We start from the raw sequence: 24646 nt of genomic DNA on the forward strand, positions 1-24646 counted from the left end.
CTTGACCAAACTACTCCAATCATTATTCACCATATTTTCTCTTACCTTACTTTTTTCCTGCGGCAGGAAACAGGAAGAATCCCGCGACCAACTCGTTTTCCGATATAATGAAAATGCTGCTGTCAACTCACTGGATCCGGCATTCGCCAAAATACGCCCGTCCATCTGGGTATGCAACCAGCTTTTTAACGGATTGGTGCAGCTTGACGACACCCTGGGCATACAGCCGGACATTGCCAGATCCTGGGACATTTCGCCGGATGGCAAAACCTATACGTTTACCCTGAGGAATGATGTATATTTCCATAAGAATGCGCTTTTCGGGGAGGACAGTACCCGGACGGTTGTTGCCAAAGATTTTGAATACAGCCTGAACCGGCTTTTAGATGAAGACATTGCCGCGCCCGGCCGCTGGATATTGCAAAACGTTGAGAAATTTTATGCCGTGAACGATACCATTTTCGAGATAAAGCTATCCAAAACCTTCCCGGCATTTTTAGGGTTGCTGACGATGAAGTATGCCTCGGTAGTACCACATGAAGCATTTGAAAAGTCAGGCTATGACTTCCGCTCAAACCCCATTGGTACCGGGCCGTTCCAATTCAAAATATGGGAAGAGAACGTAAAACTGGTGCTGCGCAAAAACCCGCTGTATTTTGAGAAGGACGGAAAAGGTGTGCAATTACCCTATATGGAAGCGGTTGCAATCACTTTCCTGCCCGACAAGCAGAGCGGTTTCCTGCAATTCGTGCAAGGTAAACTAGACTTTGTATCCGGCCTCGACCCCTCATATAAAGACGAGATCCTGACGCCCAAGGGCGAACTTTCACCCAAATACCAAGAGGACGTAAAGATGATCACAGGACCCTACCTCAACACAGAGTACATGGGTTTTCGCCTTGATGGCGCCGACAAGGCCGTGAAGGACAAGCGCATCCGCCAGGCAATGAACTACGGGTTTGACCGCAACAAGATGATACTCTTCCTGCGCAACAACATGGGCATTGGAGCGACCAGCGGCATGATCCCTACCGGACTGGGAGGATTTGGGGCGAAAGGTTATAGCTTTGACCCCGCTAAAGCGAGGGCGCTCATAGCCGATTACAAAAAGCAGACGGGCGACAGCAGCCCCAAGATTATGATGAGCACTTCGGCTTCCTACCTCGACATTGCCGAATACCTGCAACGCGAATGGCAGAAGATTGGCCTGAACATGCAGGTCGACGTGAACCCGCCATCGACCCTCACGCAGTCCATATCTACAGGTAAAGTATCGTTTTTTAAAGCCAGCTGGATTGCTGATTATCCTGATGCGGAGAATTACCTGTCACTTTTCTACAGCAAGAATTTCTCTCCCGGCGGGCCGAATTACACCCATTTCAAAAATGAGCAATTCGACAAGCTGTACGAAGCCGCCTTCCTTGAAACCGATGATAAAAAACGCCACGAACTCTACAAGCGGATGGATGCACTGGTCATGGAGGAAGCACCGGTAATCCCGCTATTCTATGATAAAGCTTCCCGTTTCACAAGGAGCAATGTTACGGGGTTGGGCATCAATCCGTTGAATTTACTGGTTTTGAAGAGGGTGAGGAAGGAATGATGATGTTTATTTTTGATTGATCAGCATATATGGAACTGTTTAAAACTAAATATCGTATCGAATCTGCCAGACTGAAAGATTGGGACTATTCTGATAACGCTAAATATTTTATCACCATTTGTACAGCTCATAAAGAATGTCATTTCGGACAAATAATGGACAGTGAAATGGAGCTTTCTGATATTGGAAAAATTGCTCTGGAATTCCTTATACATATCCATTCCCATTTTGACTATGTAAAAACAGATTGCTGTATCGTCATGCCGAATCATGTACATGCAATTGTTGTCCTAAACCATACCTCATCTTTTGCAGAAAACATTTCGGTTACTGCATGCCGGGATGATGATGAAGATATTTTCCTGTATATTCCTGAGACGTTGCAGCGCAACACTTCTACAAGCGGAGTTAATGAATATATGCGGTCGATATCCCCGAAGGCCGGCTCACTGTCGACAATAATACGTTCCTATAAATCCGCTGTTACCAAACATGCACGTAATATTGATCCTGATTTTGGCTGGCAGGCCCGGTACCATGACCATATTATCCGCAATAATGACGCGTATTTTACTATCAGGAATTATATGCTCAATAATCCTAAAAACTGGAAAGAGGATAAATTTTATATGTGATGTTTATATGAGCCGTTGCAGTGCAACTGCTCTACAGCGTAATTATTTTGTATATACGTTTTATAACAAAGAGTTAGGGTAGAGACGTTGCACTGCAACGTCTAACATTTATTTTGATTAGTTACCGTAATCCGCGAGCCGTTGCAATGCAACGGCTCTACAACGTAATCATTTATATTGACGTTTGATAATTAGATACCGGGTAGAGACGTTGCACTGCAACGTCTCTAATAAATATTACCATAACATTATTGAAGCAATTAAATATATCCTAATTCCCTCGCATCCCGCCATACCCTTTCGTAACTTTAGTAAAACTAAAAAAACTAAAGCCATGAGAACGAAATTACTTTATGCGGTTGCGGCCTTTTCGTTTACCATTACATTTTACGCACAGGAGGTGCCTGTTTTGGAAAAAGACCTTCCGGCCGAAGCCAGGACTTTTCTGAAAGACCATTTTAAAAGCGGGTTTCATCATGCCATTAAGGAAGTAGCGAACAGGAAAGTGACTTATGATGTAGTGCTGAATGACAATACCGAAATCGAATTTACCGAAGCCGGGCGCTGGAAAGATGTCGATGGCAAGTGCAAGGCCATACCTTATACTTTTTTGCAGCCGCAGATTCTGGATTATGTAAAGCAAACTTACCCCGGCCAGCCCATAACCGGCATTGAACTCGAGGATTCGGAGTATGAGGTGACATTGGGCAACGGGATGGATTTGAAATTCAATGCCCGTGGCGTATTTGTAAAGGTAGACTGATGCATTCCAAATTGTTTCCAGAATGTAAAGCGTACTTGCGCCGTTAATCAGTATATTTGATATACGCTAAAGCAAAATGCATGAAGATCCTTATCGTAGAAGATGAGCAGGGTTTGCGGGAAGTGATACGCGAATCGCTTGAAAAGGAAAAATACATTGTGGAAACAGCGCACGATTACATTTCGGGCCTTGAGAAAATAGGGGCCTATGATTACGACTGCGTCCTCATCGACATCATGCTGCCCAACGGTACCGGACTTAATTTAGTCCGAGAACTGAAGGCCATGCGCAAAAAGGAAGCCGTGATCATCATTTCGGCCAAAGATTCAGTTGATGATAAAGTAGCCGGGCTGGACCTGGGCGCTGATGATTACCTTGCCAAACCCTTCCACCTTGCTGAGCTGCACGCCCGCATCAAGTCGGCCATAAGGCGAAAAAACCAGGATGGCGACACTGCCATAGCGTGGAACAACCTGAAGCTCATTCCTGAACAACGGTCGGTTGCTGTTGGCAATTCACCGCTGGTACTCAACAGGAAAGAATTCGACCTTTTGTATTATTTCATGATCAATCCCAACCGGCTCATCAACAAAACGGCCCTGGCCGAATCGGTATGGGGAGACTACACCGACCAGTCTGACAGCCTGGATTTCGTATATTCACAAATAAAGAACCTCCGCAAAAAACTGAAGGATGCCGGTGCCGAAGCCGACATCCAGGCAGTATATGGCATGGGATATAAAATGACCTGATGAAGTTGCGCAATTATACGCTCCGTTACCTCATTGTGGCCCTTTTGGGCGTCATTGCCCTGTGGGCCAGCCTTTTTTATGTGGTAATCCTGGACGAGGTATATGACAACATTGATGACGGGCTCAAAAACTCAAAGATACTCATCATAAGGCAGGCCTATGCGGACAAACGCATTTTAGACACCCCTGAGTTTGGCATCAACCAATTTAAGATAGTGCCGTTGCCAAAAGGACAACATGATCCCTCAGAAAAATTTGAAAGCACTTTTGAATTCTCCGAATATGATAACGAGGACCAGCCGGTACGTTTGCTGAAAACTGTTTTCAATGATCCGGAGGGCAATCCGCACCTCCTGACCATTCGCGCTTCAATGGTTGAAGAGGATGAACTGATGGAAGACCTGATGACAGCGCTTATAGCTTTATATGCCATGCTCGTTATCAGCATTGCGGCCATCAACCACATTATCTTGCGCAAGGTGTGGAAATCGTTCTACGCCACGCTCGACAAGCTGCGGCTGTATAAATTGGGAACGGGAACCGGATTTATAGCGCCTGCATCGACTGTGGATGAATTCAAGACCTTAGGCCGGGAACTCGAAGAGATGCTGCGCCGCAACGAGGAGATTTACGCCAGCCAGAAACAGTTCATAGAAAATGCCGCACACGAGCTGCAAACCCCACTGGCCATCAGCCTGAACAGACTGGAACTCTTTGCAGAGAACAACCAGCTGCCCGAAGAGCAGATGATGGAACTCGGCAAGATAAGCGACACCCTGCAACGGCTGGTACGCCTCAACAAATCGCTGCTGATGCTGTCGAAAATCGAGAACAGGCAGTTTGCCGGGGAGGATGCCGTCGACTTCAACCAGATCGTAAAACAACTGGCTGAAGATTATTCAGACCTGGCAGAGTACAAAAACATTTCAATAACGGTTGAAGACCACGGGCAGCTGTATTTTCTCATGAACAAAGGGCTTGCGGTTACATTGGTCAGCAACCTGGTTAAGAATGCCATCGTGCACAATACCAATGGTGGCAGTGTTGTTATAAAAGTAACCTCCGACAGCCTTGTCATTAAAAATACAGGGAGCACCGTTGCCCTTGACGCTGCCCATATCTTTAAAAGGTTTACGCACAATCCCGAAAATGAGCAATCCATAGGCCTGGGACTTTCCATTGTAAGTTCTATCATTGCAACATACAGGCTGAAAGTGGCGTACTCGTTCGACGGCAGCCATATCTTTACAGTCACTTTCCCGAAATAATTTTCGTTTTCCCAATTGTTTCCAGATTCAGGTTGGAGATTTGTCCTGTAACCTGAAAATAATGAGACATGAAAACGAAACTGAATTTTTCCAAAACATTGGTGTTGGCTCTATTTTTCGGCTTTTTGGCAAATGCCAAAACCACACCCGACCCACACCTTCCCGAACCGGCACTTGACTTCCTGAAAAAACATTTTACTGTGCATACGGTAAGCCAAATCCAAGCCGGAAAGACAAATGGCCGTGACTACCACGTAACGCTTTCCGATGGTACAATCGTGGAATTTGATAGTAACGGCAACTGGAAAGGCATCAACGGGAATTACCATGCACTCCCAAAAACAGTGTTGCCAAGGGAAGTAGTAAGCCATATTGCAGGCAATTTCAATTCGCAAATCGTGATACACGCAGTTAAAAAAAGCTGGGGCTATAAAGTCGCCCTGATGAACGGCACTACTTTGGAATACAACAATTCGGGAAAATTTTTAAGAATCGATAAATAACTATAAAAATGACTATTATGAAAAAGATGTTTTTTATTGCCCTGGCGGCAATCAGCCTGATGGGCGCAGCATGCAATGATGATGATAACAACGGCACCGACACCATAATCCAGGCGACGGACCTTCCGCAGGCAGCACGCAGTTTTGTGGAAACACACTTCCCCGGGGCAACATACACGAGGGTTGAAAAGCAGTCGAGGGCCGACAGCGATGGCTCGATTTACGATGTTCAGCTGTCCAACGGGTTCGAGATCGATTTTACAGCACAGGGTGCGTGGACGGATATCGATGGCAATCACCAGGCTATCCCTGCCGCTATAGTGCCGGCTTCGATATCGCAATATGTTACTGCCAATTATGCCTCACAGTCGGTAACGAACATCGGGATTGAGAGGCACGGCTATGATGTGGAACTCTCCAATGATGTTGAACTTGTGTTCAATACCAATGGTCAGTTTATAAGGATCGACAGGTAAAGATTAAATTTTTAATGGAGAGCGCCGCAATTGCGGCGTTTTTATTGTAAGACGTAATCAAAGTATATTTACGCATTACGACAGACAAAAAGCCATTTCCGAAAACCTTTCGGCGGATGCGATCAAAAAATCAATTCAAAACTGGAAAGCAGATAAAAGGAGGGTATAGTTGCTTTCTAAATTACTAAAACAAAAGAGGGACAGCACAAAATGCTATCCCTCTCCTTATAAGATCAGGTTCGGAATTCATGAAATGATTTCTTACCTCTGACCCTTAAAAATCGTCGCCGTTATTACTGCGGCCGCTGTTGCGGGTGTCCCTGTCCTGGCGGTCATCTTCATAATAGTCGCTTGATGACGCATCGCGCCTTTCTTCGTCGTGGAAGCCACGGCCGCTGCCGCGCTGCATTTGGTCATTCTGGTCCCAGTCGTTGCCGTCTGTGCTGCGGTTGGATCCGCCCATTCGCTGCTCTTCTTTCCAGCTGTCTTCATTTTCGTTGAAGGTCCTGGAGTCCATATCCTGTCTTTCGTCGCTGCTTCGATTATCCCTTTCCCAACGGGTGTCGTCATTATCGCTCCTCATGTTGCGGGCCTCATCTTCGCTGTCGCGCCAGCTTTCATTTTCGCGGCCACTCATGCGTTGCGGCTCGTTTTGTCCAAGGTTACCGGTATTTTGGTTCCTGTCGCGGTTTTGGTCATCGCGCCACTCCCGGTCGCGGTTACCGTTGTTGTCTGTTTGCATAGTGTTATAGTTTGGATGTTAATATTCACGTTTATGTTCTGCCGTGTCACCGTCCTGGATCTTTTGCGGAGTTTTGGTTGCCGATTCCTTTTTGGCAGCACCCTTTTCCGCTTCGGAAAAATTGCCTTTCAACTCCCCGGAGTCTTGTTTGTGCAGGGGTGTCCCGCTGGATGATTTAGGTGCCGGTGTTTGCTTATCTGATGCCATGGCGTTATTGTTTTGAGGTTATAATACAAAGTTCGCCATACACTTGCGGAAGGTCACTGCCAATTAACACCGCATTGGTGCGAAAACACTGGCATAAGAATTTTTAAAGTCATCAACGCCCTGTGTTTGCAGGATGTCCAAAGGAATGCTGTAGTGCAGCCATTGAAAAGTTTAACAAACAATTCACTCAAAACATAATGAAAAAATAGTGTTGAGTAACTAATTTAGTGAGAGCTTAATAAGTGAATACTGAATAAAACAAATCACAAAAAACCATGGCAACCAAAAACTGGACAATAGACCTTGCTCACTCTGAACTGGAATTTAAAATAAGGCACCTTGTAATTTCCACGATAACCGGTAAATTCAGGATATTTTCCGGGACGATGGTAACGCCCCAACACGACGATTTCAATAATGCTGTTTTTACGCTTGAAGCAGATGTATACAGCATTGATACCAATAATCGTGACAGGGACGAACATTTAAAGTCGCCCGATTTCTTCAATGCGGATGCCTTCCCGAAAATTGAATTTAGATCGACATCGTTTATCCATGTAAAAGGTGATGACCACAAATTGACAGGGCAGCTTACCATAAAAGGAATTACCAGGGAAGTCGTGCTGGATGTGCTTTTTGGCGGTGAGGCGAAGGATGGATTTGGCATTGACCGTGCGGGATTTGAAATCAATGGTGTAATCAACCGCAATGATTTTGATATCCATTCGGCCGATGTTACCGAAGCCAGAGGGGTGGTATTGGGAGAGGACATCAGGCTGCATGCCAACATCCAGTTTACTAACGATCCTGAGTAAAGGTTTTTGCCGTGATTGGATAATTCTCGTTTTCCGTCAGGTCAATTACGAGGAGAAACGAGGAAGCAATCGTCCTTGATTTGCAATTGGAGTTATACTGAAAGAATGCTTCGTCGTTCCTCCTCGCAGTGACGGTACTAAGGTGTATTCGTACCTAATTAAAATTATTCCCCCACATGGGTATTGCCCCTGTGTTTGTCGTTGCCGGCCTGCACACGGCCTTTTTCCGTATCAGAATTGAAATCACGGTTCTCGGCAGTTTCTACATCTTCTGCTTCGTTGGCAGTGCCGCGGCTCTTGTCAACCACTCTTCCGTCATCACTGGTGGTTTTATCATTATCGCTCACAGGTGTCGCTTGTTTTTCGTCTACATCGCGGGCACGCTGCACAGTTTCTGTACTGCCTTCTTTGTTCTTTTCAAGCTCCATCTTCAGCTTGTCGGCCGAAGGGTCGTAGTTATTCGGCAGGTTATCACCGCTAAACCCTTCGTTCCTGTCGCTTTTTTTCTCCTGGTTGTTCATTTTTTTTGAGCCCAGGTCTTTTGGGTCGTCTGTTCCTCCGTTATTCATGGCAATTATTTTTAGGTTATCTGAAATTGATGATGAAGTTATAGTGCGATGTTACAATGTCGTTTACCGTTCGTTCCAATGACGGCTTCAGGTCGGTATACCCATCCTTCAGTTTTCCTTCCGGTGTGAAGTAATCCGGTATTTTATAAGTAATGAGTTTATCTCCATCGCTATAAATGTCATCTGTCGCAAAGGCCACGGTATAACGATTTTCATAAAATGTTATCTTCATGCTGTAGTGTATCCGGTGACTATGCGTTTCTCCCCTGTCACGGTAAAAAAAACCATTCCTCTTATATGCGCTGATGGTCAGTGAGTTTGTGGTGACCTCTGTGACATCGGCACCGCTTTCCTTCCGATTGAATTCCTGTGCCCATGCTGTGGTTATCTCGATCAGTTTGTCATTTGGCGTTGCGGGAATAGAAACCTCTATGGGATCAAAGCCATAAGGCTCCAGTTCCATCTTAGGTGGCTGAGCCAGTGCGGACACCGAAAGGAATAAAAATACCAGGCGGTACATATCAGGCTTTTTTAAGGGCTTTTTCAAACTCATCCTTAATCATGCCTGTAGAAACCAGAAACGGCTTCTTGGTAATGGTAACGTTGATACTGTCCCCTTCTATGGTATAATTTCCGGCAAAGCTGCCCACGGGGGTATCGCCCTCAAAGCTGCCTTGTTGCTCATCGCCTGCTACCTTACCCTTGTCGCCGACAGTATTTTTTATCTTGTTGAGTAATTGGGATTTATCGCCCGGATAGGTTACGGTAAATTGACTTGCCATGATTTTTGTATTTAAGTTAATACGTAAATTTAACAAATCCCCAACCGATAAGTGTTTAGCTTATGTTAAACGTTCTCATCCCGGATGATGAACCTGCCTTTATCCGGATCAAAAATGATGTCCGGATCATCGAACAGCGTATCGAATGTTTTTTGGCTAACGAGGTGTTGCGGCGTACCCTGAATGGTTTTCCTGCCGTTCATCACAATGATTTCATCACTCATTTGCAATGCCAGGTCAAGGTCGTGGGTAGAGTAAAGGATGCATTTTCCGGCTTCAGCGGCCAGTTTTTTCAGCAGGCGCAAGAGGTTGGCTTTATGCAGCAGGTCGAGGTGGGTGGTAGGCTCGTCGAGGATGATGAGCGGTGTATCCTGTGCCAGCGCACGTGCTATCAAAACTTTTTGCAGCTGGCCGTCGCTTATCTCGTGATGCCTCCTGTGGGAAAGGTGGCCTATCTGTGTAAGCTGAAGCGCCTTTTCCACCTGTGCGAGATCTTCACCGGAAAGCGACCCCAGCCAGTTGGTATAGGGCTGCCTGCCCAGGGCCACGAGCTCAAACACGGTAAGGTTGCTGGGCGGCAGGCTTTCCGTCAGCACAATGCTGAGGTGTTGTGCCAGTTCTTTTGCAGGATAGGAGGGAAGGCTTTTGCCATTGAGCAAAACAGTTCCGGAAAGGGGTGGCTGTATGCCTGTGAGCGTACGCAACAAGGTTGATTTCCCGATGCCGTTCGCCCCGATGAGTGCATTAAGGCTGCCTGCTTTTAAAGACATATTGATATCCCGGGCGATAATTGCGCTGTTTTTACCTGAATAACCTATGCCGAGGTTTTCTGTTACCAAGATGTTTTTCCTGTTTTCCATCAGCTGAATACTCCTTTCTGTTTGCGCATCAGCAGCCATATTACTATAGGTGCGCCAATGATGGATGTTATGGCATTTATAGGCAGTACGTTTTCGCTGCCGGGCAGTTGGGTAAAAGTATCGCAAATGAGCAATATTATTGCGCCTGTCAGCAGTGAGGCCCAAAACAGCACCAAATGGCTGCTGGTGCGAAAAGCAAGCTTGGCAATATGCGGCACGACCAGGCCAATAAAGGCTATTGGCCCGGCAAATGCGGTGATGCATCCGGTTAATAGGCTAGCTGCCAGTATGATTATAAAGCGCGTCCGTTTAAAATTGATGCCAAGGCTTTTGGCATAGCGTTCGCCCAGTAATAAAGCATCAAGGGGCTTGATGCAGGCAGCAGACAGCATAAGTCCGGTCAATACAATTACTCCCATTATCAGGATGGTGCTCCAGGGTAGGTTGCCAAGGCTTCCCAGTGCCCAAAATGTATATTTTTGAAGTTGTTCAGCGCTGCTGAAGTAGGTGAGTACGCCAACAATAGCGCCTGCAAAACTCGAGAACATCAGGCCGATAATGAGGATGGCCATGGTGTCGCGAAGGCGCTGTGCCACCACCAGTATGGCCATGAGGACAAGAAAGCTGCCCAGTGTTGCTGCAAGCACTACGCCGTAGGCCGAAAGGAAAAAACCTGCCAACACACCCGGCAATAGCCCCGAACCGAGGATGACAAATGCAACACCCAAACCCGCACCGGAGGACAGCCCCAACACATCCGGGCCTGCGAGCGGGTTGCGGAAAAGCGTCTGCATCAGTAGCCCGCTGACGGACAATCCCATACCTGTAAGCAGCGCCGTAACGGCTTTAGGGAAGCGGTAGTTCAGTATGATATAGTCCCATGCAGGTTTGGAGGCATTGCCGCCGGTAAGGGTTTCAAACACTTCGCCTAAGGGTATTTTTACCGCGCCCAGACTGATATTGGCCAAAAAGAGGAAGGCCAGGGCAAAGCCAAGCAGGGTAAAAACAGCTATGTTCCGCTTTTTGTTCCGCATTATTTCAGTCGCTCGAAGAATTGGAGTTGATACCCTGGCAGCAGCTCCGGATGTAGTATGGCAATAAGGTCCTTCAGCACCAGGTCAGGACGGTTATTGGCGAGTTCATAGTAGATGAGCCCGCCTGTCTTTCCTTTTTTATTGGAGGAAGAATACACCTGCTTGTCCTTGAACGATTTGAACTGCGTATAGTGCGGGTTGGCATCGGTCATGTCCTTTAGGGAGGTGTACTGGCTCGGGCCAATCCAGAAGTCGGCATTCTCCGCCCTGTCCAGCACTGTTTCCAGCGAAAGACTGAGGCTGCCCGTTCCTTCGGAACCTGCCCAAAGGTAATCGGCACCCGCATCTTTCAGGAATAATGCCCCCCAGCTGCCGCCCTGGGGCATGTACCATTGGTTTTGGTAAATGGCACCGCAAAGCACGGTGGGTTTTGCTTTGGCTTTTTGTGCCAGTGCCAGCGCATCATTATATTCTTTTTCAATTTTGGCAAACAGCTCATCGGCTTTCGCTTCCTGATCATACAGCGCACCGAAAAATTTGATCCATTCGGCCTTCCCCAGCGGCGATTGTTCGTTCCAGTCGCCGTTATACAGCACTTTCATGCCGCTTTGCACCAGGTTATCCATGGTCTTGTTATGGCTACTGATACTGAACCCTACCAATGCATCGGGGTTGAGGTCGAGCAGTACTTCGGTATTAAGCTGCTCATTTTTACCAACTTCCTTTACCATTCCCGCATCTATGCGTGCCCTTGTCTTTTCGGAAGAAATGAAATTCATGTCGGGAAAGCCTATCAGTGTGTTTTCCGCACCAAGCATTTCAAGCGACGGGATGTGGGTAGTTGAGGTTACCACTATGGTTTTAAGCGGTACCTGAATTATTGGAAACTTTTTGAACTTATCAGGTATCACCGCATTTTTTTTCTTTTGCATCACATAAGTAAAAACCTCTTTCGAGTCCGGCCATGGGTTGGTGACCATAACGAGTGTATAGCCTCCATAGCGATAAATTTCCAGGCCTTTTGCATGCTTTATCGAATTACTGACAATTGTTGAGGCTGATTTGAGGACTGTCGGTTCCTGCTTACATCCGGTAAAAGCCACGGCAATGAACAGTATGCAGAGTATTTTTTTCATGAATGTGTATGTTCCCGCAAATTTATGGGATAATTTATTTTTAACCACGAATTACACAATTTCACTAATTAGATTGGTCAATAAAAGATAACAATTGCGTCTTTCCGGTATAATGTAATGCAATTTTTGAAGTTTGTGTGATTTGTGCTTAAAAACTACTTCACTTTGATGCTCCATTCAAACTCCATTTCAGAAACCTGATCGCCTTTTTGGTCTGTCCCAATGGATTTCATCCAGAAGGTTTGCCCTTCGCCGGTTGCTATAGCCGTTTGTATGGCTTGGTCTATCAGGTGGCCGTCGTTGCAGGTAAAGGTAATCCTGCCCGTGGCTTTCTTGGAAAAATTGCCTTTGTTGTTGGCTACGAGCATCGATATTTTCTTGCCGCTTTTCTTTATGTGGTACATCACTAATGCGCCTGTGGTAAGCTCCGCTGCCATGGCCTGCACGGCAAAATACATGGAGTTAAAAGGATTTTGGTTGAACCACCTGTGCTTTACCGCAGCAATGCAAAGAGTGGGCGAAATTTCCTTTACGCGCACCCCGCTCCAAAATGCGGAAGGCAGCTTGAAGAAAAGGAAGGTATTGAGCTTAGAGGGCGTGAATTCCATATTTTACTGTATTTTTTGCTAAAATACAGATAATTATCGAATTTAATAAATGTTAATATTTTGTTAAATATTAGTACTTTGTATTGCATAATACCTGACGATAGCCATATATTTGCATAGGATATTAATTGATATAAGCATATACTATGGAAACCACAAGTAGTAAAAATACATCAGTACTGTTGCAGCTCAGCGCATTGTCGCAATATATTTTCCCTTTGGGCAACTTCATTTTCCCGACGCTGATATGGAGCATTAAGAAGCATGAATCTAAATTTGTAGATGAGAATGGTAAGCAGGCCATCAACTTCCAGCTTAGCCTTTTGATGTACTCGCTGGTTTTGGGTATCATCGCGGTGCCTATTTTCATCTATACTTTGTTCAGCGACGTGAGCTTTAAAATGGTTAACGACGGCGACTGGGTGTTGGAGGAGCTATCGGCAGGGAGGGTTACAGGGCTTGTCATCATAGGTGCTGTTGCGGCTTTCATTTTTTTACTACTAAAAGTGGCCGAGTTTTTCCTTATCATTTACGCCGCGGTAAAAAACAGCAACGGAGAGAATTATAGATATCCGTTAACCATTAATTTTATAAAATAATGAAAAGGATAGCAGTATTAATGGCGCTTGCAATTGCATTTTTTTCCTGCAACTCACGGTATGAGCAGGAGAATGACGACAAAGGCAATATTATGCGCAAGACAAGCGAGAAAACGCCTTTTACTAATTACTCGCTTGAAATGAGAGGTAATTTTGACTATAGCGAAGACGGTGTGCAGATAACCGGGGTTCCCGAAGGCGGTTATGCTAACTATTCGTACAATGACATAGAAATAGAAGTGCGTAAGGGTAAGGGCAATGCGCCGGAAATATCCATTTATGAAAAAGGGGAGAAGGTAGCCCCGGAAAGCGAAAAAGGCAGGGACCTGCTGGAAGATGCCATAGGGCGTATGCAGGATCTTCAGGAACGCTACGAATAAGAATCAGCCGACCAATTATAATTCAATCATCATCAATCAATCATCAATCAAAAAATGGACAGTTTAATCATCAAACATGAAAGCTTATGAACATTGAGAATACCAAGGCACAGATGCGAAAAGGGGTTTTGGAATTCTGTATCCTGTGCGTGCTTAAGCAAAAGGACGCCTACACATCAGAAATCCTTGACACCCTCAAGAGCGCAAGGCTGCTTGTAGTGGAAGGTACCGTATACCCGCTGCTTACGCGATTAAAGAACGACGGCCTCCTTAGCTACCGCTGGGAGGAATCAACATCGGGGCCGCCACGCAAATACTACGGCCTGACCGATGAGGGGCACGAATTTTTAAAAGAACTAAACGTCACGTGGACGGAACTATCCGACGCAGTAAATATCATAACCAGTCAAAAAGCATAAGTCATGAACAAAACAGTAAGTATAAATTTAGGAGGCCTTTTCTTCCACATCGATGAAGATGCCTATCAGAAGCTGAATCACTACTTCGACGCCATACGCCGCTCTCTTTCTGCCGATGGAAGGGACGAGATCATGAGCGACATTGAAGGACGCATTGCCGAGCTTTTGACTGAAAAGCTTAAAAGCGATAACCGTGTAGTGAGCCTTCGCGAAGTGGAGGATATCATTGCCGTAATGGGCCAGCCTGAAGATTACAGGATCGACGACGAGTCGGGCGAAAAGGCAGGCAGCAGTACTAATTATTCAGGTTATAATCCCAACTATAACTACAATTACAAGACCAAAAAGTTTTACAGGGACGGCGACCGTTCTATTGTGGGAGGCGTATGTGGTGGCATAGCGCACTACTTCAGGATCGACCCGCTTTGGATCAGGATCATCTTTGTATTGTCGTTGTTCATTACCTTCTCTGCAAGCCTTTTTGTGTACATATTGCTCTGGATACTTATCCCGAAAGCTATAACTACTACAGAAAAGCTGGAAATGACAGGCGAGCCCATCAATATTTCGAACATCGAAAAAAAAGTAAAGGCGGAAATAGACCAGTTTGGCGAACGACTCAAGTCGATGGATTATGAAAAATTCGGGGCTAACGTGGGTTCTGGTGCCGAAAAGGTAGGGAATGGGATCGCTGCCGTATTTATGGCCATATTCAAAGGCATTGCGAAAGTTATTGGGGCGATAATTACCATCTTCTCTGCGCTTACGCTGGGTGGCCTGGTAGTGTTTTTTATAACCACGCTGTTCACTTCGGCACTTATCAACACCCCATGGCTGACCGCTCACGACATTTTCAATTATACCGATACGCCTTTTTGGGTTATAGGCCTGCTAATGTTGTTCACTTTCGGTATACCGGTATTCTTCCTGTTTCTTTTGGGCCTCAAAATCATGGTGGAAAACCTTAAGCCCATAGGCAATGTTACAAAATATACGCTACTTGCCCTTTGGATTTTGGCATTGTCTGTATCCATATACCTCGGCATCAGGCATGCGACCGAAATTGCCTATGAAGGTAAGGTTGTCAAAGAGCTAAAGGTAAATTTACCGGAAGATGATTTCATACTTAAGGTAAAAATGAATTATAATACATTATATTCCAAGTCAGTGGATGATCGCAGGGATTTCAGGATTACACAGGACTCGACAGATAACGACGTGATCTATTCTACAAACGTGGAGGTGCATTTCATCAAAACCGACAAAGAGAAGGTATTTGTGGAGGTAGAAAAGCTCGCGGAAGGCAGCTCACCGTCGGAAGCGAGGAAAAGGGCAGAAAAAATAAATTATAATTTCGAGTTAAAAGGAAATACCTTAACTTTAGACAATTATCTTCTCACTAACCTTGAAAACAAATTCAGGATGCAGCGCGTAAAGGTCTACGTATACCTGCCTTCGAACAGTATGCTTGAGGTTGATAAGAATATGAGGGATTATATCCGTTCCGACTATTCAGACCTTTCGGTTGAGTGGAGCGACAAAGACCAGATGTACCACCTCTTGGAAGATAAGCTGGAATGCCTTACCTGTGTTGAGGATGTGGTTGAACCGGACGCTGTGTACATTGAATCAACTACTGATCCTGACTCAATAAATATTGAGGCAGACTCACAGGGCAGCCGCGAAAACGTGAAGGTAAAAATGAAGGCTGACGAGAATGGCCTGCAGATTGAGACCGAAACCAAGAGAAATTAAAAATGCCGCACGGTTATTATAACCGTGCGGTTTATAAAACAACCATAAAACCAACCAATCATGATCAAAGTTATTTTGCACATAACCAAGGCAATAATAGTAGTCATCACATCACTGATGTTCTTGTCGTGCGGCTTCGACTTTAAACGAGTTGACGGCGACGGCAACGTAGTGACGAAAGAACGTAAGCTGACAGGTGATTTTACTAAAGTGTCTGCAGGAAATGGACTGGAAGTGATAATTGAGCAGGGGAACGGCTACATGGTAACTATTGAGGCAGACCAAAACCTGCACGAACATATTATTACCGAAGTAAAGGGCGATGAACTGGAAATAAAAGCCGATGTTAATATTGGCAATGCTACGGCAAAAAAAGTCATCGTGAGGCTGCCTAAAGTTGAAAGTATCGAATCGGGTAGCGGATGCACCGTCAGCAGCAGAAACACTCTAAAAGCAGATTCTATACTGCTTTCGTCAGGTAGTGGCAGTACCCTTACGGTTGCCATTGAAGCTAAAAATGCTACTGTAGAATCAGGCAGCGGCAGCAGCCTTATAGTTACCGGCCGCACCGAGAACCTTACAACCGATTCAGGTAGTGGCAGTACACTCAATGCAAGGGGGCTTACGGCAAAAGAAGTTAAGGCAGAAGCATCAAGTGGCAGCACCACTGTTGTAAATGCCACAGACGACCTCGACGCAAATGCCTCCAGTGGGGCAAGCATCAACTATGTATCTACCCCATCAAGCCTGAGCAAGAAATCCTCGTCAGGCGGCTCGGTAGGGCAGGAATAGATTCATCCGCATTCCATCATCTTCGTAACCATAGGTAGGTTACGACGTGAAGTGAATGCCAACTTATCAATCATCAATCAAATCACGAACCATGAAACAACTATTCCTGGCCGCCCTGCTATGCCTTTCGGCCATTGGCTACAGCCAAAAAGACCCTGCCTACCCTGCAAATCAAAAGGATCTCGAAATCAAGATCCTTGCATTCGACAAAGAAGTTTTTGATGCCTACAACACCTGCAACACTGAGGCTATGAAGGAATTTTTTACTGAAGACCTGGAATTTTACCACGACAAAGGTGGCATGACCAATACCCGCGACGAAATGATAGCCCGAACCAAACAGAACCTGTGCAGCAGGCCCGGCTGGAAAATTCGACGCGAGGCTGTACCGGGGACTTTAAAAGTGTACCCGCTGGAAGGCTATGGCGCGATACTTACAGGTGAGCACAGGTTCTACGTCACCGAGAATGACAAGGAAGAACTTACCGGACAGGCCAAATTTACCCACGTATTCCTGCTGAAGGACGGTAAGTGGAAGATAGCCCGCATATTGAGCTACGACCACGGGCCGGCAAAATAAACTTCTGATTTTTTATACTTGAAACCCTCCCCATATTGCCATTTGGGGAGGGTTTTTCAGTGGTATATATATTGTACGTTTTCCATTAATCATAGGAGAAATCTCCCTCTTCTATTTCGATAGTGAGAGAAATCTCAAAGTATTAAAGACAATTCGAGATTTCTCACTCCGTAAACTCCGTTCGAAATGGAAAACCATTATTCCGTGCCTATTTTATAAACACCTGTGTACCCGTCATAACCGAAGTAGTTATAATGGTTGATGGCAAAGTACTTCCCGTCGGGCGACCATACCGGTATCCCGAAAGAAGTGCTGTCGGTTTTGATGTTGTTCATCAGCATCTTTCCTGTAGCCACTTCATACACCATCAGCTTGTCGAACGATACTACCACAAGGTATTTGGCATCAGGGCTGAAAGCCAGCCTGCTGGTGCGAAATCCGGTATTGATGGTGTGTACGCGCTCCAAGGTTTCGGTATTCCAGATATCTACGAAATGGTAGGAGCCGCCGCCCATGGCAACCAGCTTATCATCGGCCGAAAAGGAAAAGGCCTCTACACAGCCGGGCTGCTCAATGCTGCGGCCATTACCAAAGTCGAGCAGCTCATCTTCCCCATACTCTACTGCATATTTTCCGGTACGCGAAAAGCCGCGTGCTGCCGTTTTTGGGGTTTTGTCCGAAATCGCTCCTGTGGCAATGTCTACCACCCCTGCTATTTTATTATAGCGGGTAATCCACACGATACCCTGCTCCTCATCAATCTTCATGTCGCCGAACATATCCTCGAACTTCTGCCTCCAAAGCTCCTGCCACGTTGCGGTATCAAAGCACACGATCTCGTTCTCTGAACTGGAGGCGATGAGTTTTGATCCGTCTTTGGTAAATACCAGCACTTCAGTTCCCTCCTCAATGCCGGGAAATGGCTCCAAACGGACGACTTCCGCATCGAAGTTGGGCATGAAAGGCGCTGCCTCCCCCGGATGTACATAAGACCGGGTTTCATAGCTCGTTGTGCCCCACGACTGGCCTACCTCCAGATGCTCGAAAAGGCGGGCATCGTGTACGTACACTTCATAATCCGCCTGTACGAGTTTCTCCTCGTCTTTCCATGGGCCGTCGCCATAGTAGAAGTCGTGGTAGCCGGTATAGTCCCTTAGAGGGTAGTTCCTGGTGCTGAGCTGCTTTACATGGTCGATGTATTTATAGGCATTGGCATTCACCCAATCCTCATCGAGAAACTCGTCCATTGATATTTGTGTTGCAATGTAAGCATCGCTGTCCCACAGCACGCGCAGAAACATGCTTTTATCTGTAGGCAGCGGTTCGTGGCTTTCGTAGGCCACATCATAATATACCACGATCACTTTCATGGTAATTTTCTTTTGGTCCGGCTCCTTTTTCAGTATGCGGATACCATAGAGGTCTGTTGACATAGGTTTTGTGTTTTGTTTTACCCGTTGGTTAATGGCGGGAAGCAAATATATCTTTTTTATTGTGGCGGTTTATGATGTTCGGAAAGTTAATTATTATTTATTGAAGCAGTGGCCTTTCGCTGCAGAATAGTTGCCATTTACTTTTTGGAATTTTGAGATTTCTCCACTACGCTGCGTTGCGGTCGAAATGAAAGCTACACTCTTGCATGTAAATATTTAACCACCCGGCCTTTCAGGCACCCCTCCAAGGGAGGGGAAGAGCTGCACTCCTGCAGGATGAGCATTGAAATAGGCCTCAATAGTTACGTATTGTCGGCACGTCCAGGCTCCCTCCCCTTTGGGGAGGGTTGGGGAGGGGACTTTTGACTGTAAAGATTACCGCGCTCATTCTTCCGCTTGCAATTACAGCTACATTCCTGCTGGAAAACTAAACACTAATAGTCACGTACTCCCGGCACGTTCCGGCACCTCCCCTTCGGTGTGGGTTGGGTAGGGGAACAAAAAAACCGGACTCTCTCAAGTCCGGTTCTATATTTATCCGTTGCAATTGGGCCGACAACTGTCAACCATCAACTATCAACCAATTTAAGCGATCTTATACCTCTTCCTGTCGTTTTCGTTCAGGTAGATCTTGCGTAGGCGAAGGCTCTTAGGCGTTACTTCTACGTACTCGTCTTTCTGGATGTATTCCAGGGCTTCTTCAAGCGAGAACTTGATAGCCGGGATGATGCGCGCCTTATCGTCGGCACCGGATGAACGTACGTTGGTCAGCTTTTTAGTCTTGGTTACGTTCACAACCATATCGTCACCACGTGAGTTCTCACCGATAACCTGGCCTTCGTAGATGTCCTCATTCGGGTCAACGAAGAACTTACCGCGATCCTGTAGCTTGTCGATTGAGTAAGGGATGGCCTTACCGTTCTCCATTGAGATAAGCGACCCGCTCAAGCGGCCCGGTATCTCGCCTTTGAACGGCTGATACTCCAGAAAGCGGTGCGACATGATCGCCTCACCCGCAGTAGCGGTAAGCAACTGGTTCCTTAGTCCTATGATGCCCCTTGACGGGATGTTGAATTTAATGATCATGCGGTCTCCTTTTGGTTCCATGCTCAGCATTTCGCCTTTGCGAACGGTAACAAACTCTACCGCACGTCCTGAAAGGTTTTCCGGAAGGTCGATGGTAAGCTCTTCGATAGGCTCGCATTTTACGCCGTCGATCTCTTTGATGATAACCTGGGGCTGCCCGATCTGTAGTTCGTAACCTTCCCTCCTCATCGTTTCGATAAGTACCGACAAGTGGAGTACGCCACGGCCAAACACCATGAATTTATCAGCGCTGTCTGTCTCAGATACGCGAAGGGCAAGGTTCTTTTCCAGCTCTTTTGCCAGCCTGTCCTTGATGTGGCGCGAGGTAACAAATTTACCTTCTTTACCAAAGAAAGGAGAGTCGTTGATAGTGAAAAGCATGCTCATGGTTGGCTCATCAATAGCAATTGAAGTAAGCGCTTCAGGGTTTTCGAAGTCGGCAACGGTATCGCCGATCTCAAAGCCTTCAATACCTACAAGTGCACAGATGTCGCCTGCTATTACTTCCTCCACTTTCTTACGGCCAAGCCCTTCGAACGTGTGAAGCTCTTTTATTTTCGACTTGATGATCTTGCCATCACGCTTCACAAGGCTTATGTTCATGCCCTCGCGAAGTATGCCCCTTTGAAGGCGGCCGATGGCGATACGGCCTGTGAAGCTCGAAAAGTCAAGCGATGTGATAAGCATTTGCGGCGTACCTTCAGATACTTTAGGTGCAGGGATGTGTGCCAGTACCATATCCAAAAGCGGCTCGATATTTTCAGTTTTGTTTTTCCAGTCGTCAGACATCCAGTTTTGCTTGGCCGAACCGTATACGGTTGGGAAGTCAAGCTGCCACTCTTCCGCGCCAAGCTCGAACATAAGGTCGAACACTTTCTCGTGCACCTCTTCCGGCGTACAGTTTTCTTTGTCTACCTTATTGATTACCACGCATGGCTTCAGGCCAAGGTCGATGGCTTTTTGCAGTACGAAACGTGTTTGCGGCATTGGGCCTTCAAAAGCATCTACAAGCAGGAGTACACCGTCGGCCATGTTGAGTACGCGCTCTACCTCGCCACCAAAGTCGGCGTGGCCCGGGGTATCGATGATGTTGATCTTGGTGCCTTTGTAGGTTACCGATACGTTCTTCGACGTAATGGTAATACCCCTTTCGCGCTCAAGGTCGTTGTTGTCCAGGATAAGGTCGCCTGTGTTCTCGTTCTCACGGAACAGCTGGCAGTGGTACATGATCTTGTCAACCAGTGTTGTCTTACCGTGGTCAACGTGGGCAATGATCGCAATGTTTCTAATGGGTGTCATACGTATTTTTTTGAAGGTGCAAAGGTATGATTTATTTCGACAAAAAAAACTTTAGTTATGAGGAGGTTAGCATAAAATTTTTATAGCATTGAAAATGTAACCATTTAGAAACGAAAAAGTAATGTAAAAGGTAGTTTATCATTAGAAATTGGAAGCTTGGTGCCGCATTTTTATAAGAGATAAAAAATTCTTAAAATAATCCTAAAGCACTTTTTGAACAGGTTTTATTTGACTAATTTAAAATTTAACAAGTCATTAACTTTTAACCACATTTATAGGACTTACTTTTGTTTAATGTTTTTTAAAAAAGAATGAACAATATTAAAAATATATTTACCATCAAGGATTTGGAAAACCTTTCCGGAATCAAGGCCCATACCATCCGGATATGGGAAAAACGGTACAATATATTGCAGCCGCTGCGTACTGAAAGTAACATACGGTATTATGATGTAGCCAGCCTGCAAAGAATACTGAACATTAGTACCCTAAACTCTTTCGGCTATAAAATTTCCATGCTTGCAAGGGTGCCAGAAGATGATATTCCGAAAATGGTGAAGGAAATTTTGTCAAATAAAAGCCTTGCCGGGCATGTTGTCAATAATTTCAAGCTGGCAATGATGAATTTTGACAAGCAGCTTTTTATGACAACTTATAATTCCCTGGCGGATAAAAAGACCTTTGGTGAGATATTTTATGAGTGTTTTATTCCATTACTGGAGGAAATTGGGTCACTATGGCAAACCGATACGATAACTCCTGCGCATGAACATTTTATAAGTTATCTGATCCGGCAAAAGCTCGCTTTGGAAACCGCCAAGCTTCCACTTGATGAAGATAATGGCGACAGGACTTATGTACTGTACCTCCCCGAGGAAGAAATTCACGAATTGGGTCTTATGTTTCTTAATTATGAGCTTCAGCAAAAAGGTTATAAAACCATCTATATAGGCGAGAATGTGCCTCTTAGCAATATTGAAGAAATAAAGAACCATTTTGAAAAAATTACCTTTATATGCTATACAACGGTTGCACCGGGCTTTGATGCTGTAAATGCATACATAAAAGAAATGAATGAAAAGATAGTCAATGACGATACCACTGAATTGTTGCTCTTTGGCCGTAATACTCACTATCTGAATGACAATATCATCAATAATAAAATTAAAGTGTATAGTTCAATAGTTGCTTTTACAGAAACCCTTCACATCAAAGTATGAGAAAACAGGCAAAAATAATAGGTTCCGGATTTTCATCACTTGCAGCGTCGTGCTATCTGGCACAGCAGGGTTATGGTGTTACAGTTTATGAAAAGAATGCTGCAATAGGGGGGAGGGCACGACAGTTGAAGCGTGATGGCTTTACCTTCGACATCGGCCCTACGTGGTATTGGATGCCCGATGTATTCGAACGATTTTTCGGCGACTTCGGCAAAAAGCCGTCCGATTATTATGAACTGGAAAAACTGTCGCCTGCTTACAGTGTTTATTTTGCCGAAAAAGATTTCGTTACCATTGCCGACAACCTCGACGAAATTGCCGATACTTTCGAATCCATTGAAAAAGGCAGTGGTGCAGAATTGCGTGAATTCATTGATGAAGCCAAAAGCAATTACGACATAGCCATAAAAGACCTGGTGTACCGCCCGGGGGAGTCGCCTATAGAGTTGGTTACCCCGCAAACCATGATGAAGATGGGGCAGTTTTTTGGCAATATATCCAAAGACATCCGTAAGCGTTTCAAAAATAAAAAACTGGTACAGGTGCTGGAGTTTCCCGTGCTGTTCCTTGGGGCAAAACCAAGCGACACACCTTCGTTCTACAACTTCATGAATTACGCTGATTTCGGCCTTGGCACCTGGCACCCGAAAGGCGGTATGTACAGCGTGATAAGGGCAATGGAAACACTTGCCAAAGAACTCGGAGTAGAAATAATTACGAATGCGAATATTGAAAAGATAGGTGTTGAAGGCGGAAAGGCAACACACCTCATCATAAACGGAAACAAGATCGATGCCGATATCATAGTAAGTGGGGCCGACTACCACCATACTGAAACGCTGCTCGACAAACAATACCGTGCCTATTCAGAAAAATACTGGGAGAAGCGCACATTCGCACCGTCATCGCTGCTGTTTTATATAGGGTTTGATAAAAAGATAGAAAATGTCGAGCACCATACGCTCTTTTTCGATACTGATTTTGACATCCATGCCAAAGATATTTATGACAACCCTAAATGGCCGGAAGAACCGCTCTTTTATGCAAGCTTCCCTTCGAAGACCGACACTGATGCCGCACCTTCAGGCAAAGAAGCCGGCATTTTCCTGATACCGCTTGCACCGGGACTGGAGGATACACCCGAGCTGAGGGAGCGCTATTTTGAAAAGATCATCTGCCGCTTTGAAAAACTGACACAGCAGGAGGTGAGGAGTCATATCCTTTTTAAAGAATCCTTCTGCGTGAATGATTTTGTGAAAGAATACAATTCTTATAAAGGCAATGCCTACGGGCTGGCCAATACGCTGTTGCAAACCGCTTTCCTTCGACCGAAACTGAAAAGCGGCAAAGTGAAACACCTGTACTTTACGGGCCAGCTTACCGTTCCGGGTCCGGGCGTGCCACCTGCGCTCATATCGGGTAAACTCGTTGCAGGCCTTGTGACCAAACATTCTAAATACAACAAACAATCTGAAATACCTACCCTATGAAATCGATCTTTGATACCATATCGTACGATTGCAGCAGGAACATTACAAGAGCATACAGCACGTCATTTTCGCTTGCTGTAAAAATGCTGTCGCCACGCATACGCAGGGATATCTACAATATTTACGGCTTTGTAAGGCTTGCCGACGAAATCGTGGATTCGTTCCACGACTACGACAAAGAAATCCTTTTCAATCGCTTTGAGAATGATCTTAAAAATGCTTTGGCAGACAGGATAAGCCTGAACCCTGTGCTGAATGCCTTTCAGCATACGGTATACAAATACAATATCGACAAAAGCCTGATCGATGCTTTCATGGCAAGTATGGAGCAGGATTTGGTAAAGAAAGACTACGCCACCTTTGCCGAATACAACCAGTACATTTACGGTAGTGCCGATGTGGTGGGGCTGATGTGCCTGAAGGTTTTTACAGATAATGATAACGAACGCTATGAAGCGCTGAAAGCTCCTGCAATGCGCCTTGGTTCGGCATTCCAGAAGGTCAATTTCCTCCGTGATCTCAAGGCCGATATGGAAGGGCTGGAACGCAATTATTTCCCAACGCTTAACCTTGATGAAATGAATGACGATACCAAGCGTGCTATAGTTGAGGAGATCGAGGCCGACCTGCATGAAGGTTATTTAGGTATTTTACAGCTTCCGGCAGAGGCCAAGTTTGGCGTGTATACAGCGTATGTTTACTATCGGACATTACTCAAGAAGCTCAAGAACACCCCGCCACTGGAAATCAAGAATACCCGTATACGTGTACCTAATTACCAAAAAATGGGGCTTCTGGCGCGTTGCTATGTAAACTATCATTTCAATTTACTTTAACTTT

Annotated in this window: 29 protein-coding genes; 18 read left to right on the forward strand and 11 right to left on the reverse strand. The window is 45.6% G+C overall.

Annotation, left to right across the window (positions count from 1 at the left end; all coding sequences use genetic code 11):
* The first annotated feature begins 1 nt into the window (after position 1).
* The 8 genes from OGH69_RS00845 to OGH69_RS18235 all read left to right on the forward strand — a co-directional run bounded on the left by OGH69_RS00845 (position 2) and on the right by OGH69_RS18235 (position 6169).
* Positions 2–1603, forward strand: a complete 1602-nt coding sequence (locus OGH69_RS00845) for an ABC transporter substrate-binding protein (protein WP_265172536.1) — start codon at positions 2–4, stop codon at positions 1601–1603.
* A gap of 155 nt (positions 1604–1758) precedes the next feature.
* On the forward strand, positions 1759–2238 hold the full coding sequence (locus OGH69_RS00850) for a transposase (protein WP_265172537.1): 480 nt from the start codon (positions 1759–1761) through the stop codon (positions 2236–2238).
* 334 nt (positions 2239–2572) lie between these two features.
* A complete protein-coding gene (locus OGH69_RS00855; protein WP_265172538.1) occupies positions 2573–3001 on the forward strand; it encodes a PepSY-like domain-containing protein in 429 nt (142 codons plus the stop codon).
* An 80-nt stretch (positions 3002–3081) separates the two neighbouring features.
* Positions 3082–3753, forward strand: a complete 672-nt coding sequence (locus OGH69_RS00860) for a response regulator transcription factor (RefSeq protein ID WP_265172539.1) — start codon at positions 3082–3084, stop codon at positions 3751–3753.
* A complete protein-coding gene (locus OGH69_RS00865) occupies positions 3753–5021 on the forward strand; it encodes a sensor histidine kinase (protein ID WP_265172540.1) in 1269 nt (422 codons plus the stop codon). Before OGH69_RS00860 ends, OGH69_RS00865 begins: the two co-directional genes overlap by 1 nt.
* Positions 5022–5089: 68 nt before the next feature.
* Entirely contained in the window at positions 5090–5524 is a 435-nt protein-coding gene (locus tag OGH69_RS00870) for a PepSY-like domain-containing protein (RefSeq protein ID WP_265172541.1), read from the forward strand.
* A gap of 17 nt (positions 5525–5541) precedes the next feature.
* A complete protein-coding gene (locus tag OGH69_RS00875; protein ID WP_265172542.1) occupies positions 5542–6000 on the forward strand; it encodes a PepSY-like domain-containing protein in 459 nt (152 codons plus the stop codon).
* Positions 6001–6094: 94 nt separating this feature from the next.
* Positions 6095–6169 carry a DUF6526 family protein gene (locus tag OGH69_RS18235; RefSeq protein WP_372339324.1) on the forward strand — a complete coding sequence of 25 codons (75 nt, stop codon included), beginning with the start codon at positions 6095–6097 and terminating at the stop codon, positions 6167–6169.
* Between the two features lie 105 nt (positions 6170–6274).
* Here the strand turns inward: OGH69_RS18235 and OGH69_RS00880 are convergent, their stop codons facing one another.
* Together OGH69_RS00880 and OGH69_RS00885 are read right to left on the reverse strand one after the other, a co-directional pair.
* Positions 6275–6742, reverse strand: coding sequence for a hypothetical protein (locus tag OGH69_RS00880; protein ID WP_265172543.1), 468 nt, complete (start codon positions 6740–6742; stop codon positions 6275–6277).
* An 18-nt stretch (positions 6743–6760) separates the two neighbouring features.
* Positions 6761–6949, reverse strand: a complete 189-nt coding sequence (locus OGH69_RS00885) for a hypothetical protein (RefSeq protein WP_265172544.1) — start codon at positions 6947–6949, stop codon at positions 6761–6763.
* A 275-nt stretch (positions 6950–7224) separates the two neighbouring features.
* Here OGH69_RS00885 and OGH69_RS00890 point away from each other — a divergent pair, with 275 nt between their 5' ends.
* A complete protein-coding gene (locus OGH69_RS00890; protein WP_265172545.1) occupies positions 7225–7764 on the forward strand; it encodes a YceI family protein in 540 nt (179 codons plus the stop codon).
* A 164-nt stretch (positions 7765–7928) separates the two neighbouring features.
* Here the strand turns inward: OGH69_RS00890 and OGH69_RS00895 are convergent, their stop codons facing one another.
* From OGH69_RS00895 to OGH69_RS00925, 7 genes are all read right to left on the reverse strand, one after another.
* Complete coding sequence (locus OGH69_RS00895; RefSeq protein WP_265172546.1) at positions 7929–8333, reverse strand: hypothetical protein; 405 nt, start codon at positions 8331–8333, stop codon at positions 7929–7931.
* 16 nt (positions 8334–8349) lie between these two features.
* Positions 8350–8853, reverse strand: coding sequence for a hypothetical protein (locus tag OGH69_RS00900; RefSeq protein WP_265172547.1), 504 nt, complete (start codon positions 8851–8853; stop codon positions 8350–8352).
* A 1-nt stretch (position 8854) separates the two neighbouring features.
* Entirely contained in the window at positions 8855–9115 is a 261-nt protein-coding gene (locus tag OGH69_RS00905) for a hypothetical protein (RefSeq protein ID WP_265172548.1), read from the reverse strand.
* Positions 9116–9180: 65 nt separating this feature from the next.
* On the reverse strand, positions 9181–9975 hold the full coding sequence (locus OGH69_RS00910; RefSeq protein WP_265172549.1) for an ABC transporter ATP-binding protein: 795 nt from the start codon (positions 9973–9975) through the stop codon (positions 9181–9183).
* A complete protein-coding gene (locus OGH69_RS00915; RefSeq protein WP_265172550.1) occupies positions 9975–11009 on the reverse strand; it encodes an iron ABC transporter permease in 1035 nt (344 codons plus the stop codon). Before OGH69_RS00915 ends, OGH69_RS00910 begins: the two co-directional genes overlap by 1 nt.
* The gene (locus OGH69_RS00920; RefSeq protein WP_265172551.1) at positions 11009–12145 is read right to left on the reverse strand and encodes an ABC transporter substrate-binding protein; all 1137 of its coding nucleotides are present in this window, start codon (positions 12143–12145) and stop codon (positions 11009–11011) included. Before OGH69_RS00920 ends, OGH69_RS00915 begins: the two co-directional genes overlap by 1 nt.
* A gap of 155 nt (positions 12146–12300) precedes the next feature.
* Positions 12301–12753 (reverse strand): DUF4442 domain-containing protein, encoded by a 453-nt coding sequence (locus OGH69_RS00925; protein ID WP_265172552.1) that lies wholly within the window; start codon positions 12751–12753, stop codon positions 12301–12303.
* Positions 12754–12899: 146 nt separating this feature from the next.
* On the opposite strand from OGH69_RS00925, the gene OGH69_RS00930 reads away from it, so the two are divergent.
* The 6 genes from OGH69_RS00930 (at position 12900) to OGH69_RS00955 (ending at position 17278) form a co-directional block, all read left to right on the forward strand.
* Positions 12900–13352 carry a DUF4870 domain-containing protein gene (locus OGH69_RS00930; RefSeq protein WP_265172553.1) on the forward strand — a complete coding sequence of 151 codons (453 nt, stop codon included), beginning with the start codon at positions 12900–12902 and terminating at the stop codon, positions 13350–13352.
* On the forward strand, positions 13352–13732 hold the full coding sequence (locus OGH69_RS00935) for a hypothetical protein (RefSeq protein WP_265172554.1): 381 nt from the start codon (positions 13352–13354) through the stop codon (positions 13730–13732). Before OGH69_RS00930 ends, OGH69_RS00935 begins: the two co-directional genes overlap by 1 nt.
* An 86-nt stretch (positions 13733–13818) precedes the next feature.
* Positions 13819–14151 carry a PadR family transcriptional regulator gene (locus tag OGH69_RS00940; protein ID WP_265172555.1) on the forward strand — a complete coding sequence of 111 codons (333 nt, stop codon included), beginning with the start codon at positions 13819–13821 and terminating at the stop codon, positions 14149–14151.
* Between the two features lie 3 nt (positions 14152–14154).
* The gene (locus tag OGH69_RS00945) at positions 14155–15906 is read left to right on the forward strand and encodes a PspC domain-containing protein (protein ID WP_265172556.1); all 1752 of its coding nucleotides are present in this window, start codon (positions 14155–14157) and stop codon (positions 15904–15906) included.
* Positions 15907–15966: 60 nt separating this feature from the next.
* A complete protein-coding gene (locus OGH69_RS00950) occupies positions 15967–16698 on the forward strand; it encodes a head GIN domain-containing protein (protein WP_265172557.1) in 732 nt (243 codons plus the stop codon).
* A gap of 91 nt (positions 16699–16789) precedes the next feature.
* Positions 16790–17278, forward strand: coding sequence for a nuclear transport factor 2 family protein (locus tag OGH69_RS00955; protein ID WP_265172558.1), 489 nt, complete (start codon positions 16790–16792; stop codon positions 17276–17278).
* Between the two features lie 197 nt (positions 17279–17475).
* Here the strand turns inward: OGH69_RS00955 and OGH69_RS00960 are convergent, their stop codons facing one another.
* Positions 17476–18711 carry a WD40 repeat domain-containing protein gene (locus OGH69_RS00960; protein WP_265172559.1) on the reverse strand — a complete coding sequence of 412 codons (1236 nt, stop codon included), beginning with the start codon at positions 18709–18711 and terminating at the stop codon, positions 17476–17478.
* Positions 18712–19296: 585 nt separating this feature from the next.
* Positions 19297–21096: a translational GTPase TypA gene (gene typA / locus OGH69_RS00965; RefSeq protein WP_265172560.1), complete on the reverse strand. Its 1800-nt coding sequence runs from the start codon at positions 21094–21096 to the stop codon at positions 19297–19299.
* A 311-nt stretch (positions 21097–21407) separates the two neighbouring features.
* Between typA and OGH69_RS00970 the strand changes: the two genes are divergently transcribed.
* Genes OGH69_RS00970 through OGH69_RS00980 form a run of 3 tightly spaced genes read left to right on the forward strand, consistent with a single transcriptional unit; the run spans position 21408 to position 24642 of the window.
* Positions 21408–22316 carry a MerR family transcriptional regulator gene (locus OGH69_RS00970; RefSeq protein WP_265172561.1) on the forward strand — a complete coding sequence of 303 codons (909 nt, stop codon included), beginning with the start codon at positions 21408–21410 and terminating at the stop codon, positions 22314–22316.
* Complete coding sequence (locus tag OGH69_RS00975; protein WP_265172562.1) at positions 22313–23806, forward strand: phytoene desaturase family protein; 1494 nt, start codon at positions 22313–22315, stop codon at positions 23804–23806. Before OGH69_RS00970 ends, OGH69_RS00975 begins: the two co-directional genes overlap by 4 nt.
* Positions 23803–24642: a phytoene/squalene synthase family protein gene (locus OGH69_RS00980; RefSeq protein WP_265172563.1), complete on the forward strand. Its 840-nt coding sequence runs from the start codon at positions 23803–23805 to the stop codon at positions 24640–24642. Before OGH69_RS00975 ends, OGH69_RS00980 begins: the two co-directional genes overlap by 4 nt.
* Positions 24643–24646 lie beyond the last annotated feature (4 nt).

It is taken from the genome of Flavobacterium sp. MFBS3-15 (genome assembly GCF_026107645.2).
Lineage (GTDB): Bacteria > Bacteroidota > Bacteroidia > Flavobacteriales > Flavobacteriaceae > Flavobacterium.

Bases quoted from the DNA above. Each gene is read 5' to 3' on its own strand.
- OGH69_RS00940 (WP_265172555.1), top strand. From the start codon at position 13,819: ATGAACATTGAGAATACCAAGGCACAGATGCGAAAAGGGGTTTTGGAA.
- OGH69_RS00870 (WP_265172541.1), top strand. From the start codon at position 5,090: ATGAAAACGAAACTGAATTTTTCCAAAACATTGGTGTTGGCTCTATTT.
- OGH69_RS00900 (WP_265172547.1), bottom strand. From the start codon at position 8,853: ATGTACCGCCTGGTATTTTTATTCCTTTCGGTGTCCGCACTGGCTCAG.
- OGH69_RS00925 (WP_265172552.1), bottom strand. From the start codon at position 12,753: ATGGAATTCACGCCCTCTAAGCTCAATACCTTCCTTTTCTTCAAGCTG.
- OGH69_RS00950 (WP_265172557.1), top strand. From the start codon at position 15,967: ATGATCAAAGTTATTTTGCACATAACCAAGGCAATAATAGTAGTCATC.
- OGH69_RS00945 (WP_265172556.1), top strand. From the start codon at position 14,155: ATGAACAAAACAGTAAGTATAAATTTAGGAGGCCTTTTCTTCCACATC.
- OGH69_RS00905 (WP_265172548.1), bottom strand. From the start codon at position 9,115: ATGGCAAGTCAATTTACCGTAACCTATCCGGGCGATAAATCCCAATTA.
- OGH69_RS00960 (WP_265172559.1), bottom strand. From the start codon at position 18,711: ATGTCAACAGACCTCTATGGTATCCGCATACTGAAAAAGGAGCCGGAC.
- OGH69_RS00920 (WP_265172551.1), bottom strand. From the start codon at position 12,145: ATGAAAAAAATACTCTGCATACTGTTCATTGCCGTGGCTTTTACCGGA.
- OGH69_RS00980 (WP_265172563.1), top strand. From the start codon at position 23,803: ATGAAATCGATCTTTGATACCATATCGTACGATTGCAGCAGGAACATT.
- OGH69_RS00895 (WP_265172546.1), bottom strand. From the start codon at position 8,333: ATGAATAACGGAGGAACAGACGACCCAAAAGACCTGGGCTCAAAAAAA.
- OGH69_RS00885 (WP_265172544.1), bottom strand. From the start codon at position 6,949: ATGGCATCAGATAAGCAAACACCGGCACCTAAATCATCCAGCGGGACA.
- OGH69_RS00975 (WP_265172562.1), top strand. From the start codon at position 22,313: ATGAGAAAACAGGCAAAAATAATAGGTTCCGGATTTTCATCACTTGCA.
- OGH69_RS00875 (WP_265172542.1), top strand. From the start codon at position 5,542: ATGAAAAAGATGTTTTTTATTGCCCTGGCGGCAATCAGCCTGATGGGC.
- typA (WP_265172560.1), bottom strand. From the start codon at position 21,096: ATGACACCCATTAGAAACATTGCGATCATTGCCCACGTTGACCACGGT.
- OGH69_RS00955 (WP_265172558.1), top strand. From the start codon at position 16,790: ATGAAACAACTATTCCTGGCCGCCCTGCTATGCCTTTCGGCCATTGGC.
- OGH69_RS00880 (WP_265172543.1), bottom strand. From the start codon at position 6,742: ATGCAAACAGACAACAACGGTAACCGCGACCGGGAGTGGCGCGATGAC.
- OGH69_RS00935 (WP_265172554.1), top strand. From the start codon at position 13,352: ATGAAAAGGATAGCAGTATTAATGGCGCTTGCAATTGCATTTTTTTCC.
- OGH69_RS00890 (WP_265172545.1), top strand. From the start codon at position 7,225: ATGGCAACCAAAAACTGGACAATAGACCTTGCTCACTCTGAACTGGAA.
- OGH69_RS00850 (WP_265172537.1), top strand. From the start codon at position 1,759: ATGGACAGTGAAATGGAGCTTTCTGATATTGGAAAAATTGCTCTGGAA.
- OGH69_RS00910 (WP_265172549.1), bottom strand. From the start codon at position 9,975: ATGGAAAACAGGAAAAACATCTTGGTAACAGAAAACCTCGGCATAGGT.
- OGH69_RS00865 (WP_265172540.1), top strand. From the start codon at position 3,753: ATGAAGTTGCGCAATTATACGCTCCGTTACCTCATTGTGGCCCTTTTG.
- OGH69_RS00860 (WP_265172539.1), top strand. From the start codon at position 3,082: ATGAAGATCCTTATCGTAGAAGATGAGCAGGGTTTGCGGGAAGTGATA.
- OGH69_RS00930 (WP_265172553.1), top strand. From the start codon at position 12,900: ATGGAAACCACAAGTAGTAAAAATACATCAGTACTGTTGCAGCTCAGC.
- OGH69_RS00970 (WP_265172561.1), top strand. From the start codon at position 21,408: ATGAACAATATTAAAAATATATTTACCATCAAGGATTTGGAAAACCTT.
- OGH69_RS00855 (WP_265172538.1), top strand. From the start codon at position 2,573: ATGAGAACGAAATTACTTTATGCGGTTGCGGCCTTTTCGTTTACCATT.
- OGH69_RS00915 (WP_265172550.1), bottom strand. From the start codon at position 11,009: ATGCGGAACAAAAAGCGGAACATAGCTGTTTTTACCCTGCTTGGCTTT.